Here is a 17,318-nt window from a genome sequence, read left to right as displayed (position 1 = left end):
ATAATCTGATGTTGAAAAAGAATTGGTCCAAAGGTATTTTTAAATGCGGGTTCTTTTACTTGCTTTTTTTAGTGAGCACTCCTACAAATGCTCAGTTTTTTGATGATTTTAGCAATCCGGTTTTAGATCCTGAGTGGTCCGGGGAACTATCTAAATTTATGATTAATCCGGCAGAAAGACTTCAGCTGGATGCGCCCTCAGTGCAGGATAGCGCATGGATATCCCGGCCTTCATCTATTATAGACGATGCAGAATGGCAAATCTGGGTAAATTTAAATTTCCCTCCTTCGAATAATAATCGCCTGAGTATTTATTTGGTAAGTGATGAAGAAGATTTAACAGGACCCCTAAACGGATACTTTTTGCGTATTGGTGAAAATGGAAATAATGATGCAATAGAACTTTACAGACAAACCGGCTATACAAAAGATTTGTTAGCCAGAGGCACAGATGGTTTTGTAACGAATGCTTTTAGTATGCGTTTTAAAGTGACCAGAGATGCTTCGGGTGTATGGGAAGTCAGTGCTGACCCTACAGGCAGCACTTTTTTTCAAACTGAATTTACGGTGCAGGATGCTACTTATACAAACACAAGCTATTTTGGAATGGTTTGCTACTATACGGCAACCCGTTCTGATCAGTTTTTCTTTGATGAAATTTATGCGGGAGCACCTTTAATAGATACCGATCCGCCGGTCGTGCTAGAAGTTATCCCGAGATCCTCTACCGAATTGGAAATTGTTTTTGATGAAGGAGTTGAGGAAACTACTGCTGCACAGACTTCCAACTACTTTGTAAGTGCAGGAGTTGGAAATCCGATTAATGCTTTCAGGAATCCACAGGATTTTTCAAGAGTAACCCTTGAATTTCAAAATCCCTTTCCGTCTGACGGATCCACTTTAGCCTTAACAGTAGATGGTGTAGAAGATGCTTCAGGAAATGCTGTAAATAACCAAATTGTAACTTTTACTTTTTATCTGGCAAAATTCAATGACATTATTATGTCAGAAATCTTTCCAAGAACTACTCCGGTAGTTGGGTTGCCCGCTCATCAGTTTATAGAGCTCTACAACAGAAGCGGCAGAGATATCAACCTGAACGGATGGACATATTCAGACAGAAGTTCTACCACTTTTTTACCGGATTTTACACTTCAGGCGGATAGCTTTGTATTATTATCACCTAATGCCGGTGTAAATCAGTTGTCTGCTTTTGGAGAAGTTTTAGGACTTTCTCCCTGGCCTTCTTTAAACCTGACATCTGATGAGTTGACGCTTAGAAATGATGAAGGAGAATTGATCTTTTACCTCAATTATACAAATGATTGGTATGGCGATGACCAGAAAAAAAACGAAGGTTGGTCACTTGAAATGATTGACATTGATAATCCTTGTGGCGATGCAGACAACTGGACAGCTTCTGTAGATCCGAGTGGAGGAACACCCGGGAGAGAAAACTCTGTTTCCTTTTCAAATCCTGATTTAACAGCCCCGCAATTGATAAGAGCCTTTCCTGTTTCTGAAAATGAAGTGGTACTTTTCTTTGATAAAAGGTTAGACAGCATATCTTCTGTTAGCACTTCTAACTTTTCCATTTCAGAGGGCATAGGTGAGCCTCAAATAGCAGAAGTAATCAGTCCGGCTTTCAGAGAAATAAAATTATCCCTTAACACAAATCTTACGACAGGTGTTACTTATAATGTAACTGTTGCCAATGTATCTGATTGCTCCGGAAACAATATCGAAGATGGCGCTCAAACACGCTTTGGCATACCGGAACCCATTGAAGAATTTGACATTATTATTAATGAATTACTTTTTCATCCGGTAACAGGAGGTGTGCGATTTATAGAATTATATAATCGTTCTGAAAAGGTAGTAAATCTGGAAGATTTAAGAATTCTACGAATTGATCCTAATGAGGGCACTACAGTAGGGAACCCTGTAACAGCCTCCACGGAACCCTTTCTGATGTTTCCCGGAGACTTCATAGTTATTACACCTAATGCAACTCAGCTCAATGAACAATATGAAATACCTGATTTGAAACAGGTTATAAGTGTATCCGGATTTCCTGCATACCCTAATGGTGTAGGTGTAGCTCAAATTAGAAATTACCAGGCTGAAATTATTGACAATTTACAATACGATAACAGCTGGCATTTTGATTTACTGGACAGCAGAGGGGTTTCCCTCGAAAGGGTTCATTATGACAGGCCTACGCAAGATAAAAACAATTGGAGGTCAGCAGCCTCTACTGTGGGTTATGCAACACCCGGATATAAAAATTCTCAACATCTGGAGTTTGAAATCAGTGGTCAAGGTATTTATCTGGAAGATGAAGTTTTTTCTCCTGATGGCGATGGCTTTAGGGATTATTTAAATATTTTTTATGAATTTGATGCTCCGGGTTTTGTAGCTAATGTAAATATTCATGATTCAGAAGGCAGATTAGTTAGAAGACTCATAAAAAATAAATTTATGGATAAAGAGGGAATGTTCAGCTGGGACGGTATTAATAAAAAAGGAGAAAAAGCATCTATTGGAATTTATATAGTAGTTGCTGAAATTTTTGATTTAGAAGGAAATATTAAAACATATAAGCTTTCATGCGTCCTGGGGGGGCGTCTTTAAAAAATCATTTCATATTTATAACCCACTATTAACATTAGGTTAACATACAGCGCTTAACTTTGCAAAAAAAATTATGGTTGACAATCATAAAATACTTTTAGTCGATGATGAGGAAGATATACTTGAGTTCATTAAGTATAATCTTGAGAAAGAAGGGTATGAAGTAGCTACAGCATTAAATGGGAAACAAAGCTTAGAGATAGCAAAAAAGTTAAAACCTCATTTAATCATTTTAGACATAATGATGCCTGAAATGGACGGCATAGAAACGTGTAGAGAACTACGCACAATGCCGGAGTTCAAAAATACACTAATTGCATTTTTAACCGCGAGAAATGAAGATTATTCTCAAATAGCCGGATTTGATGTAGGTGCAGACGATTACATAACAAAACCAATAAAGCCCAGAGTTTTAGTTGGTCGTGTAAAAGCACTTTTAAGAAGAATTTCCGAAAACAGAAGTGAATCTGAAAATACTATAGTAGGAGACATAGAAGTAGACAGAGAAAAGTATTTAGTATATAAAAAGGGACAGGCAATCGGTCTTCCAAAAAAAGAGTTTGAACTACTTTCTTTACTCATGTCAAAACCCGGAAAAGTCTTTTCCCGGGAGGAAATTTTAAATAAAGTTTGGGGCAAAGAAATCATAGTAGGCGACCGAACAATAGATGTTCACATCAGAAAACTAAGAGAAAAATTAGGTGACGATTACTTCCGGACAATCAAAGGGGTTGGATATAAGTTTGATTTGTAGTCTGCCTTTATTTATATTCAACCATGAGTTATAAAAACCCAAAAAATATTGGCTTATTCGTAGCTGTTTGGGCATTTTTTGTATATCTGCTTCTACAACTGCTTCTTATTATCAATGACCCTTATTTTTTATCTACTTTCACTATAATACTAATTTTTTTATCCGCAATACTGATTTCATTAGTTATTTACTTTGTTACGGTTTACCTGATTGAGAAATTTATCTATAAGAAAATAAAGGTGCTTTACAAAAGCATGCATAGTCAGGGAAAAATTAAAGATAGCCGCTCCATCAAAGCTGACGAAGATCTCATTTCACGGGTAGAAAAAGAAATACTTTCCATTACCAATCAAAGTAAAACTGAAATTCAGGACCTGAAAAAAATGGATGAATACCGCAAAGAATTTTTAGGAAATGTTTCTCATGAACTTAAAACACCCATTTTTAATATTCAGGGATATTTACACACCCTCATTGATGGAGGTTTGGATAATCCAAAGGTAAATATGGATTTCTTACTAAAGGCCACTCAAAACTTAGACCGCCTATCTAATATCGTAGAAGATTTGGAATTTATATCCAGATTTGAAAGTATGGATTTAACTATTGATATCACTAAGTTTGATTTCATAAAACTGGTAAATGAAATTATTGAAAATCTTGAAATGCAGGCTGACCTCAGGGATATAAAACTCAAACTGGGTTCAAAAACTCCGGAAAAAGCTATGGTAAAAGCTGATAAAGATAGAATCCGACAGGTTTTGAACAACCTTATTATCAATTCTATAAAATATGGCAAAGAAGGTGGAACGACTACTATATCATTGACTGAGGCCGAAGAAAATGTAATAATAGAAGTCATAGATGACGGGCCGGGCATATCTGAAGAACATTTACCCAGACTTTTTGAAAGATTTTACCGGGTAGATAAAAGCAGATCGAGGAATATAGGTGGTACCGGATTAGGCCTTTCAATTGTAAAGCATATACTGGAGGCTCATGATAAAAATATAAATGTCAAAAGTAAGCCGGGTATAGGAACTACTTTTACTTTTCAATTAGAAAAAGCATAATTATTCAGGAGTTAAAGCCTCTGGAATCCAAAGCCTTTTATCAAAGTCCATCACTTTATCATTTTTCACTTCAACACCCTCTTTTTCAAGTAGCTCCTGCATTTGTTCAGGATATAAAAAATGATGTTTCCCCGTTAGCAATCCATTTCTGTTTACAACTCTGTGAGCAGGTACCAATGGAAAAACTCTGTGTGAGTGATTCATAGCCCAGCCAACCATGCGTGCTGATTTAGCTGTACCAACAGAAGCTGCAATTTTGCCATAAGTTGAAACTCTTCCGGGCGGAATTTTCCGAACTACATCATAAACTTTTTCAAAAAAACCTGCCTTGTCATTTTGCTGCGTCAGCCTATCCGTTTTCATTTCGTAAAAGTTCGATTTCTTTATCTATATAAAAGAGCCCTTTCCCGTCTAAGCCAATGAGTTCAATTCGCTCAATAGCATTCGTGAATAGCTGCTCTTCTTCTAATTGCTCTTGTACAAAAAATTGTAAAAAGTTATAGGTAGCATGATCCCTTTCTTTAGTAGCCAGTTCTGTGAGCTCATGTATAGATTTGGTAACTTTTTGTTCGTGACTCAACGCATTTTCAAAAACTTTTTTGATATCGCCAAAAGATGCTGAAGGCTTTTTAATATTGGGTGCTACAGCAAATCCACCTACGGCATTTACATAATTAAAAAACTTCATCATGTGCTGACGTTCCTCCTCCGAATGAGCCATAAAAAAACCTGCACAACCTTTGAGGCCTCTTTCTTCGCACCACGAAACTAAAGCCAAGTAATTAAAAGATGCAGTAGCCTCCATTTCAATCTGATTGTTTAATGCTGTTTCTATAGTGTCTGATATTAATTTTCTGTTTGCCATTTTTCCTGATTTTGTTTTTGCGTTATAAAATATTCATCTTCTTCTTGTACTTCCACTCTCGGACAATCACAATCTCTTTTAAATATAGAGCAGGAGCTTAAAAAAAAAGTAAAGCAAACAATTATTAAAGTAATTTTCAAAAGTTGCATATTAATTATTTTACTGTAAAGTATGATTTTTTAACGCTTTTTTTACTTTTAAAGTTTATTTAGATGCTTTCATTTTGAAATAATGCTTTCTTTTGATTAGGTAATTTATCTTTATCATAAAAGTCTATAAGCGATTCTGTAAGCATTTTCATTCAAAGCCTAACATCGACTTTAATAAAAAAACTGTAGTTGTTCTTCTATGAATTTCAATGCTGTATGAAAAGGAATAATTTTATAAAATAAACTTCGTCACGGTATTTAACAGTAAATTGCAAACATAATTTTTAGAATGCTCAAGATTTGTATTGCACCTTTAGATTGGGGCTTAGGTCATGCCGGCAGAATGATTCCTATAATTAAAGAACTGGACAAACAGAATCATGATGTGTTTATAGCCGGTGCAGAAGAGGTAATTCGGTTTTTAAAATATGAATTTCCAAACTTAACCTATATTCCAATTCCGGCTTATAAACCAAAATATGGTAGTCGCTTACCCTTGGAACTGGAAATGGCAAAACAAAGTCATCACTTTTTAAAAATCATAAAAGAAGAAACAGAGATAGCAAATGCACTTACTGAAAAATGGAAATTTGATTTCATAATTTCCGATAATCGTTATGGGTTTCGATCTACTAAATGTAAAAACATATTTATTACCCATCAATTGCAAATTTTAATGCCGGGATATCTAAAATTTCTGGAAAATTTTTTAAACCGCTTAAACCATTCTTATATCAATAAGTTCGATGAATGCTGGATCCCTGACTTTGAAAAAACAGAAAATTTATCCGGTAAATTATCACATAATATTGAATTGGATATCCCACAGTTTTATATAGGTCCACTGAGCAGGTTCAGTGATACTAAGAACAATCAGCTTCAGGCCACCGGTTCAAAAGAAATTTTAGCAATATGTTCCGGTCCTGAACCAGGCAGGTCAAAATTTAAAAACATACTTTTGAAACAGCTTTCTCAATTAGAAGAACCTAATGTATTAATAGGTGGCGACTTAAATGCAGTAAAGCAATCAAAAAAGTATGGAAATTGTACTTACTATCCGTTTTTAAGTCCAACAGAATTAATTATTTTTTTTAAAAATGCGAATATTATAATTAGCCGCTCGGGATATACCACTGTTATGGATTTATTTTTTTTGCAGAAAAAAGCAATTTTTATCCCAACGAAAGGGCAAACAGAGCAAGAATATCTGGCAACAAAATTTCGAAAAGAAAATATTTGTCCGTCTTATGATTTACATAAATTTAATGTAAGAAATGCATTAGCTGAAAGCTCTAATTTTAAAGGATTTGAAGAATATAGTAATATACAGCCATGTGTAAGAGGTAGCCTAAAAAAGCACATAGAGTTACGCCTGACTTCAAAATAAGAATCTCATTTTAATACCTCTCAAACTTTCTTCTAAGTAATAATTGCATGTTTTTTTTTATGGAAAGAATTCTAAAAATATAGTAAATTAGCTTCTAAATTTCAGCCATTTAGGTTTAAAAATAATTTTTATGAAAAGAATTTACATATATATAGCGGGATTACTGTTTTTTGTGCTCATCCTCTCAAACTCTCAACTCAAAGCATCACATGCAGTTGGTGGAGACATTACATATATTTGCTTAGGTAACAATCAATATGAAATCACTTTAAACTTATACAGGGATTGTGCAGGAATTGGAGCTCCAAATACAGTAAATCTAACGGTTAGCTCCCAAAGTTGTAATCAAAGTTTCAGTACCGGAGCTATGAGCAAGGTAAGTTTTCAGGAAATTTCACCACTATGCCCACAGCAAATGCCTCAAAGCAGGTGTAATGGTGGTAATTTACCGGGAATTGAACAACATATTTACAAGGGGATTGTCACACTACCTCAAAATTGCACTGACTGGAAGTTTAGCTATAGACTATGCTGTAGAAATTCAGCAATCACAAACCTGGTCTCTCCCGGCAGTCAGCGGTTTTATATAGAGGCCATGGTAAATAATACAAACAATTATTGTAACAATTCCCCATACTTTACTTCATTACCCGTTCCTTACATCTGTGCGTCACAGGTTTATAACTACAACCACGGAGCTATAGATGTTGATGGCGATCAATTGGTTTACAGCATGATTACTCCACTTGATAACCAAAACGTAAATATTCCTTACGTTGGAGGGTATAATATTAATATGCCTATGGCAGTAACCGGACCTTTTAACTTCAGCACTACGACCGGACAAATGAATTTTAATCCCAGCATGACACAAAATGCAGTTGTAACTGTAAAAGTAGAAGAATTTAGAAATGGCGTATTGGTAGGATATACTATGCGGGACATACAGGTAATCGTGATAAATTGCTCAAATACAAACCCGGAAGCATCCGGTATTAATGGAGGTGGCTCTTTTACTACAAATGTATGTGCAGGAAGTCCATTGTGTTTTGATATACTTACTTCAGATCCGGATGGAGATAATGTTACCCTTACCTGGAATAGCGGTATCCCGGGAGGAACGTTTACTACTACCGGTGGTCAATTCCCAACCGGTACTTTTTGCTGGACACCCCTCCCTTCCGATACAGGAAGCCATTCCTTTTTGGTCACTGCTACTGATGACGCTTGCCCTCTAACTGCCTCCAACACATATACTTATGAAATTCAGGTTGATAACCCGGTTCTTACGGCTATAGAAACTATACAAGATGCTTCATGTGTAGATGCTTTAGACGGATCTATTAGTCTTGATGTTAGCGGCGGAAGCGGAAATTATACTTTTTCATGGAGTCATAATGCTAACATAAATGATTCAATTGCTAATAACTTAGCTCCGGGAAACTACTCAATTACTATTGATGATGGAACCAATTGTCCTTTGGTAAAAGTGTTGGATGTGGGTGCTCCTGACTCAATAGATATTCAATACACCTCTGTTCCTGCAAGTTGTTTTGGTACTTCTGATGGAAGTATAGAATTGACAGTAACCGGAGGAAATGCTCCATTCCTATATTCATTCAACGGTGGAGGAAATATAAGCAACAATCTATTCCCTGATTTATCAGCCGGGAATTATACAATTGAAGTAACTGATGACAATGGTTGTACTGCTACCGAAACAATTGAAGTTACAGAACCGGATGCCATTGAATCAGTAATTGATGCGAATGCATTTAATGGGGGTTACAATCTTTCATGTCACAATGGGAATGACGGAAGCTTTACGACTACAGTAACCGGCGGTAATGCACCTTACTCTTTCAACTGGGATAATAACCTGCCTTCAGTTGCTGATCAGCAAAGCTTATCAGCAGGTACATATACCGTGGAAATTGTGGATGATAATAATTGTATTCACTTTGATACTATAACTCTGATTGAACCGGATTCAATTTCTATTTTATCAGATTTGACTACTTATAACGGAGGTTACAATATCTCTTGTAATGGATTAAACGATGGAAATATTGACATAACTATCTCAGGAGGAGTTTCACCATTTACCTATGACTGGAACAGTGGTTTGTCAAATCAACAAAATTTAACAAATGCAGAAGCCGGATTGTATGAATTAGCTGTAACTGATGCTAATGGTTGTATTGCAAATGTCTCAGAAACGCTTACTGAGCCTGATCCATTAAACTTCAGCATTGATAGCAATGAACCACTTTGCTTTGGAGATAATAATGGAGAAATTGAAGTCCTGGTATCCGGTGGTAGCGGAACATACCTTTACAGCTTAAATGGTGCTGCTGCGGTTTCAACAAATACTTTTAGTGCTTTACAAGCTGATACGTACAATATTGAAATTACCGATGACAATAATTGTGTTTTTAGTGATGATTATACTTTAAATCAACCGGATGATTTATCTGCTTCACTTACTGCTACTCAATATACCGGTGGATATGAAATTTCATGCTTTGGCGGAAGTGATGGTGAAATCTTTACAAACGTATCCGGTGGTACCGCTCCTTATAGTTTCAACTGGAACAACGGGCAATACAATCAGCAGGATCTTCAAAATTTAATCGCAGGAGATTATGAACTAGAAGTTACTGATGATAACGGGTGTACCTTTGATGTAACGATTTCTCTTGAGCAACCTGACTCAGTTGTTATTGCTTCAAGCGTTTCCGAGTTTGCCGGAGGTTATAATATCAGCTGCTATGGAGCAAGTGACGGTTTTATAGATATAAATTTAAATGGAGGAGTGGGACCTTTTAGCTACAACTGGAATAACGGACAATACAATCAATCGTCCATTTCCAATCTTGAACCCGGCAATTATGATTTAATAGTAACTTTTGGAAATGGGTGTTCACAAACTTACAGTGTTGAGCTTCTTAAACCTGAACCATTGAGTTTTGATCTTGCTTCATCTGACTTTAATTCTTATGGTATAAGCTGTTATGGATATAACGATGGTTATATTACCTTAGAAGCGGAAGGTGGAAGTGGAAATTACACTATTGACTGGAATAATGGCACTTACTCAGGAGATAGTTTGACAGATTTGGCTCCCGGTAATTATTCCTTTATTTTAACGGATGAAAATGCATGTACTACTACCGGCAATATTACTTTAACGGAACCGGAATTGCTTGTGCTTGATATCGTTAGTTCAGATGCAGTTTGTTTTGACGGTGACGAAGGTATTGCTGCTTCCGTAGTTGAAGGAGGCGTTGAGCCCTATTCGTATTTATGGGATAATGGAAATGAATCCGCTATTAATGACAGTTTACCTTTTGGAAGTTACTTCCTGACAGTCACAGATGATAACGGATGTGAAGTAAGCGGTTCTGCTTTCATAGACCAGCCGGATCCTCCTCAAATTTCTGTAAGTTCATCAAATACAGACCTGTTTTTTGGGCAAAGTACTTCTTTACAAACTACTATTATTGAAGGCTTAATTCCACCACTTACTTATCATTGGGAACCGGGAGATGGCCTTTCATGTGTATCATGTCCAAATCCGGTAGCAACACCTCTTGAAACAACCACTTATTTAGTGGAAGTTACGGATGCAAACAACTGTAAATCCACAGATGAAATTACGATAGAGGTAAATCCTTTCGACAAAAGAATTTATGTACCTAATATTTTCAGTCCTAATGGTGACGGAGTGAATGATGTCTTTCAGGTATACGGGCTCGGTATTCGAAATATTGAATTGAGGGTATTTGACCGATGGGGAGGCCTTTTGTATGAAACTTCAGATATAAATAGCGGCTGGGACGGAACCTTTAATGGCAGAAATATGGAACAGGGCGTCTACATTTACTACGTTAAATTTATCTTCCTAAACGGTGATGTTACCGATAAAAAAGGAAGTGTAACTTTAGTGCGATAATCCGATATTACAATTTAACTTTAGTTTGTACATACCTAATTCTAAGCTTCTGTTTTTATTTAAAATAGGTATTTGTAATATTAGTTTTTTGTGATTTTTTTCATAAAAGTATAAGTCTTTTTTTGAGTCTTTAATTATATTCAATATATTTGGAGATTAAACTCCTGTGGTTTTAAGTGGTTTTTAAATTTTTTTTGAGAATCAATATTTAAGAAAATAACGTTAATTTTATGAAATATTTATACATTTTACTGGCTTTTTTTACCCTGAATTTAATAGCTATTAATTCTGAAGCCAGTTGCATAGGCTCCTGTGGTGGACCAGGTTCAGCGGGTTGTTGGTGTGATGACGCATGCTGGATACTGGGAGATTGCTGTTTTGATATGTGTACTTGGTGTTCTAATCAAGGGCCCAATTCGATTGCTAATTGCGGTGGAGGAACTCCGGGAGGTCCGGGTGGTTGTAATACTGATGTTTCTATTTGTGATCCCGGGACTGCCGGTCCATTTGATTTCATTACAGCAGATAATTTTGTCAGTTCTTGTCTTGATTTCACAAATGGTTTAAATTCAAACAATTATGCCTATATACTCTTAAATATTGCTACAACAGGTCCTCTAAATTTGTTAATTAATGGAAATAGTACAACCGGCTTTGTTGATGTATCTGTGTTTAATATCCCCCAGGGGATGGATCCCTGTATGGCTATTCTAAATGTAAGCAATGAATTAAGTTGTAATTATGCGAGTAGTGCCAGTGGTTGTGCTCAATTTGGAAACGCATTTCCTTGTCCGGCTTCAGTTGCAGCTCCTATGGTCAATGCGGGGGATTTGTTGATGATAATTGTAGAAGACTGGAGTAATGCTCAAAATTCATTTACTTTAGATTTAGGACCTCCACCGGGAGCACAAACCGGATTATATGACTTAACATTAAATCCTGCCGGTCCTTTTTGTGTAACAGACCCTTCTGTTAATTTGAGTGCTGTAACAGGAGGAGGTGAATGGTCCGGGCAAGGAATAACAGATGCAAATACAGGAACTTTCAACCCGGGAAATGCCGGAGTAGGTGTACATACAATCAGCTATGAAATTTTAGCAAATTGTGGGGGCACGAATACTATGGATATTGAAGTTATTCCTTCCGGAGCACCTACTATTACTCCTGTAAATAATGTATGTTTAGGAGATACTGCATTTAATATTCAGGGAGCACCTGCAGGAGGCACTTGGTCAGGGAATGGTATAACTGATGCTGCTGCCGGAACATTTGATCCTGCTGTTGCCGGAACCGGCAACCATACAATAACTTATGTTGTAACCGGATCTTGCGGAGGAACGGTAACTACAGATATATCAGTTGATCCTATAGATGTTCCTCAAGCCAATCCGGCAGGACCTTTTTGTTTAGCAGAACCTGCTGTAAATTTAACTGCTGATATTAGTGGAGGAAGTTGGACTGGCACAGGTATAACTAATTCCTCTAACGGCACATTTGATCCTATGACAGCAGGAGTTGGTACTCATTTGGTCGTTTATAGCTTACCCGCTCCATGTGGGGGCAGTGATACAATAGAAATAATAGTTAACTTAGATGCAAATCCAATAATAGACAGTATTCCGGAAGTATGTGAAACCTTTAGTCCGTTTACTTTAAATGCTCAGCCTTCCGGTGGTATATGGTCCGGAATTGGTATAACAGATAATACAGCCGGAGTTTTTAATGCCGGTATCGCCGGTCCGGGCACTCACCAAATTATTTATGAAGTAAGTGGTCAATGTGGAGGTGCAGATACTATAAATTTAACAGTCTTACCGGATTTAACACCTCTTATAGGAAGTGTTACTGATTTGTGTATTAATGATGCTGATGTTACTTTGATTGCACAACCTACAGGGGGAGTATGGGCAGGGAATGGCATTACAGATTCCTTAACGGGAACATTTTCTCCAACTGATGCCGGAGACGGAATTCATTTAATAACATATACTACTAACGGGATTTGTGGAGGAGTTGATTCTGTTTTAATTGAAGTTACTGAAGTAACGGCAACCTTTAGCTATAATAATAATCAATGCTTTGAAGGACATTCTTTTGATTTTTCTAACCAATCTGTAAATGCTGCAAACTATAGCTGGGACTTTGGAAATGGTACAACATCAACTTTAATTAACCCGGAGAACATTACCTATACACAAGCCGGAGATTATACTGTTCAGCTTATTGCCGAAACAGCTTCTTGTATAGATACCTTCTCATTAGAAATATCAGTTTTCCCGCAACCTGACTATACCATAAATTCTACTAATGTAAATTGCTATGGTAATTGTGACGGATACATTGAGTTATCAGCTGACACATCGCTAAATTACTCTTATGGTTGGAGTAATGGATTGCCTGACTTTCCCTCACATTCAAATCTTTGCGAAGGAACTTATACTTTTAATGTGACTACTCAGGAAGGTTGTATTGCTTTAGACACCGTTATTATTACAGAACCGTTGCCATTTGATGTAAACTATACTATAGAAAATATCACGTGCAATAATGATTGCGATGGCAGTGTAGAGGTTTTTGTTTCTGGTGCAACAGCTCCTTATGTAATTGACTGGAATACAGCAGGAACTGTAAGTTTGATAGAAAACTTATGTGAAGGAGCTTACACGGTAAATATAATAGATAACAATCTATGTGAATTTACAGATTCAATTAGCATTAGCCAGCCGGACGCTTTAACCCTTAATGCTATTTCTAGTGACGAAACTTGCACAGGTGCTTGCGATGGTGAAATAGAGGTTTATGTAAACGGTGGAACCGGTTCTTACATATACTCCTGGACCGGACCGGCAGCTTCTTTGCCGGGTAACGTATCTTCCTCAACTTCACTATGCAGCGGAACTTATACTGTTACCGTAACAGACATAAATGGTTGTGAAATAATAGACACCTCAATACTTAATGTTCAGAATCCGGTAGATATTCAATTCACTACCTCAGATTATAACGGGTATAATATTAGTTGCTTTAATGCAAATGATGGTAATATTTATGCGAATGTTTCCGGTGGAACTGTTCCTTATAGCTATAATTGGTCACCCATAAATGTAATAAGTTCTGAATTACTTAATGTTCCTGCAGGAACATACTATCTGCAAGTAACAGATAATGAAGGTTGCACAGCTACCGACAGCATTACTTTAACCCAGCCCGATGATATAGATGTCCAACTAAACCCGGCTGTATTTGCGGGAGGTAATAACATAAGTTGTAATGGATTAACTGACGGAAGTATAGATGTAATTGTAAATGGAGGTGTACCTGCATATAACTTTGACTGGAATAATGGTTTTTCTAACCAACAAAACTTAGATAATCTGGGGGCAGGAATTTATGAACTTCTAGTTACCGATGACAATAACTGTACACATACTACTTCAATATCTCTTAATGAGCCGGATTTGATGAACATTACTCTAAACAGTTCACTTACCAACGGATATAGCCTAAGTTGCTTTGAGTCCGATGATGGTCAAATTGAAGCTATTGTAAGTGGAGGTTCAGGAAATTATACTTATAATTGGAATAACAACTCCTTCAATAGTGCTTTTATAGAAAATTTAGCATCAGGAATGTATATATTAATCGTAACGGATGAAAATAATTGCTCTTTAACCGACACTATATGGTTAAATCAACCTGACCCTATGGATATTTCTTATAACTCTACTCCTGCTGCTTGTTTTAGTGCAAGTAATGGGACAGCTGAAATACTTGTTAATGGTGGCATTCCTGATTACAGCTTTTTATGGCAATCTTTTCCTAATATGAATCAAGCTGACATGGTTGGACTTATTCCGGGCGATTATATTGTAACGATAACTGATGATAATAACTGCTCTCAAGATATAACTATCCCTGTAGGCTTTTCCTCAAGTGAAGATTTAACAGTTAATGCTATTGAGGATACTATTATCTGGGGAGGGAGCACTCAGCTTTATGTAGCAAATGATACTATACTTCAACAACCACTTACTTACAATTGGTATCCTGAAAATTATTTAAGTTGTAGTGATTGTGAAAGCCCTATAGCATCACCTTTAATTGATACTGACTTTTTTGTAACTGTTAGTGATGCACAGGGATGTGTTTTATCCGGTGAGGTTACAGTGCATGTAGTGCCCGAGCAAAGAATATTGTATATACCAAATATATTTTCTCCTAATGGAGATGGGATTAATGACGAATTTGAAGTATTTACAGGTGGTGTCCGGACATTTTACCTTAGTGTTTTTGATAGATGGGGCAGTAAAATATTTGAAAGTGAAGATCCTAATATTTCATGGAATGGTAAACTTAATGGAATTCAAGTGCCACAGGGAGTATACGTGTTTTACATCAGAGTTACATTTCAGGATGGAGAGAATATTTCCAAAAAAGGCAGTATAACATTGGTGAGATAGCTCATTTATCGTTATTTTTAGCATTAAATTAAAACGTTTATTATGATTAAAAAATTTATATTATTTTTTGCTTGTTTGTTAATTACCGGAGTTTTTAGTGTAAATTCTCAAACATTATTCTCTGAAGATTTTAGTTCAGGAACAATCGATACCTCAATTATAACCTTAAAAGACGAAGATGGATTAACTATTAATCCAAGCATCTCTCCTCCTTTTCCGGCAACAGCATCCTGGGTTGTTTTGCAGGAGCAAGGTAATCAAAATTACTATGCTGCCAGCACATCCTGGTTTGAGCCTGAAGGTTGTTGCGCAGATGACTGGATGATACTTCCATCCGTTTCTATTGGAGATTTTACTGCATTAAGCTGGAGAGCTATGGCTGTAGACGCAAGCTTTCCTGATGGTTATGAAGTAAGAATTTCTACCGCTGGAACAGATATCGCTGATTTTATGGCTAATCCACCTTTATTAGCAGTTCCCGCAGAAAACAGTACTTGGACAGAAAGAGAAATCTTATTGTTTGATGAAGGCTATACGAATACAGATGTTCATATTGCTTTCAGAAATAATTCAGATGATAAGTTTATTCTTCGCTTAGATGACATAGAGATTTTTGAAATACCAAGTTTAGATGCAGCAGTTGAAGGTTTGATTGAACCAACGACCGTTTGTGAAAAAACGAATAGTGAAGTTGTTACAATTACAGTCTCTAATTCGGGAGTAAATGACATTAGCAATTTTGAAGTATACTATTCTGTAAATGGAGGAGCTCCTGTAACAGAAGTTATTACAGATACTTTAGCTTTTACTGAAAGTATGAATTATACCTTTCAGCAAACTGTTGATATGAGTCAGGCAGGGCCATATGAATTTACTATTGGTGTGAATTTAACTAATGACGAGAACCCTGACAATGATGAGATAGATGAATTAAATGTATTTACCTTAGAGCCTCAGGATGTTAGTGCTGACCCTTTAACAATGGGCTTCGGACCTTCGGATGATTTTTTAGGCTGGATTATTGAAGATGCAAATGATGACGGGGTTACCTGGAGAATTACTGATTTCTCACCCAATTCAGGAGATTTTTCAGCAGGATACTTCTGGAATGAGTTCGAAGATGCTGATGATTGGCTATTTACCAGATGCCTACACTTAGAAAGCTCTAACTACTATGTAGTTGAATTTTATCATTCTATAGCGCCTGATCAGAATGACTATTTTGAAAGAATGAAAGTTAACTATGGTAATATGCCGGCTTCCGGCTCAATGACAGAACTGGTTGTTGACTTAGGTTTAATGACCAATGACTTTTACCAACCATCAACAAACGTAATTTCTCCGGCATCTTCAGGCACATATCATGTTGGCTTCCATGCATACAGCGACAGAGATGAATGGGCTTTATTGGTTGATGACATTACTGTACGTCAGTTAGAAGTACCTAATGTTAACTTTAACTATAGCATTAATGATTTAACAGTTGATTTTAATGACTTATCTACTGAATTGCCAAACAATTGGGATTGGGATTTTGGAGTAAGTGGTGGTGTATCAACTCAGCAAAACCCTACTTTCACTTATGATGACTACGGAACCTATAATGTATGTATGGTTGCAAGCAATCAAGCGGGTTCCGGAACTGCGCATTGTGAGGAAATTTTATTAGAACCAATCGGAATTGATGATATATATCAAATATCAGAATTGTCTGTATATCCAAACCCCGTTAAAGACCAAATTAATATAAATGTTGAATTTACAGATTTCCAATACGTAAATATCACTTTGAAGAATAACTTAGGACAATCAATTTCTAATATTTATGAAGGAGAAGTCAATCAAGGATCCTGGTCACTAAACATGAAAAACCTACCTGCAGGTGTTTACTTTATAGAGCTTAAAGGTGAAGAGTTTAATCATGTAGAAAAAGTGGTGGTAACGCATTAATTCTGGCAGTATCCGTGAACACCACTTCAGGCCACCTCTTTTGAGGTGGCTTTTTTATATCCGTTTGTAAAAGGGTATTTAATTTTCTGATG

9 protein-coding genes are annotated in these 17,318 nt (G+C 36.5%); 7 read left to right on the top strand and 2 right to left on the bottom strand.

Annotation, left to right across the window (positions count from 1 at the left end):
- The first annotated feature begins 8 nt into the window (after positions 1 to 8).
- From EA412_08860 to EA412_08850, 3 genes are all read left to right on the top strand, one after another.
- Entirely contained in the window at positions 9 to 2,633 is a 2,625-nt protein-coding gene (locus EA412_08860; protein TVR78535.1) for a hypothetical protein, read from the top strand.
- A 73-nt stretch (positions 2,634 to 2,706) separates the two neighbouring features.
- Entirely contained in the window at positions 2,707 to 3,387 is a 681-nt protein-coding gene (locus tag EA412_08855; GenBank protein ID TVR78534.1) for a DNA-binding response regulator, read from the top strand.
- Between the two features lie 23 nt (positions 3,388 to 3,410).
- The gene (locus tag EA412_08850) at positions 3,411 to 4,460 is read left to right on the top strand and encodes a sensor histidine kinase (GenBank protein TVR78533.1); all 1,050 of its coding nucleotides are present in this window, start codon (positions 3,411 to 3,413) and stop codon (positions 4,458 to 4,460) included.
- Here the strand turns inward: EA412_08850 and EA412_08845 are convergent, their stop codons facing one another.
- On the bottom strand, positions 4,461 to 4,823 hold the full coding sequence (locus EA412_08845; protein TVR78532.1) for an MGMT family protein: 363 nt from the start codon (positions 4,821 to 4,823) through the stop codon (positions 4,461 to 4,463).
- Positions 4,810 to 5,325, bottom strand: a complete 516-nt coding sequence (locus EA412_08840) for a ferritin (protein ID TVR78531.1) — start codon at positions 5,323 to 5,325, stop codon at positions 4,810 to 4,812. Before EA412_08840 ends, EA412_08845 begins: the two co-directional genes overlap by 14 nt.
- Positions 5,326 to 5,763: 438 nt before the next feature.
- Between EA412_08840 and EA412_08835 the strand changes: the two genes are divergently transcribed.
- From EA412_08835 to EA412_08820, 4 genes are all read left to right on the top strand, one after another.
- Positions 5,764 to 6,861, top strand: coding sequence for a glycosyltransferase (locus tag EA412_08835; protein TVR78530.1), 1,098 nt, complete (start codon positions 5,764 to 5,766; stop codon positions 6,859 to 6,861).
- Positions 6,862 to 6,991: 130 nt separating this feature from the next.
- Positions 6,992 to 10,816: a hypothetical protein gene (locus EA412_08830; protein ID TVR78529.1), complete on the top strand. Its 3,825-nt coding sequence runs from the start codon at positions 6,992 to 6,994 to the stop codon at positions 10,814 to 10,816.
- A 230-nt stretch (positions 10,817 to 11,046) separates the two neighbouring features.
- Entirely contained in the window at positions 11,047 to 15,276 is a 4,230-nt protein-coding gene (locus EA412_08825; protein ID TVR78528.1) for a PKD domain-containing protein, read from the top strand.
- A 42-nt stretch (positions 15,277 to 15,318) separates the two neighbouring features.
- On the top strand, positions 15,319 to 17,226 hold the full coding sequence (locus EA412_08820) for a T9SS C-terminal target domain-containing protein (protein ID TVR78527.1): 1,908 nt from the start codon (positions 15,319 to 15,321) through the stop codon (positions 17,224 to 17,226).
- Positions 17,227 to 17,318 lie beyond the last annotated feature (92 nt).

Source organism: Chitinophagaceae bacterium (assembly GCA_007695095.1).
GTDB lineage: Bacteria > Bacteroidota > Bacteroidia > Chitinophagales > REEL01 > REEL01.
This window is presented reverse-complemented; position numbering and strand designations above follow the sequence as displayed.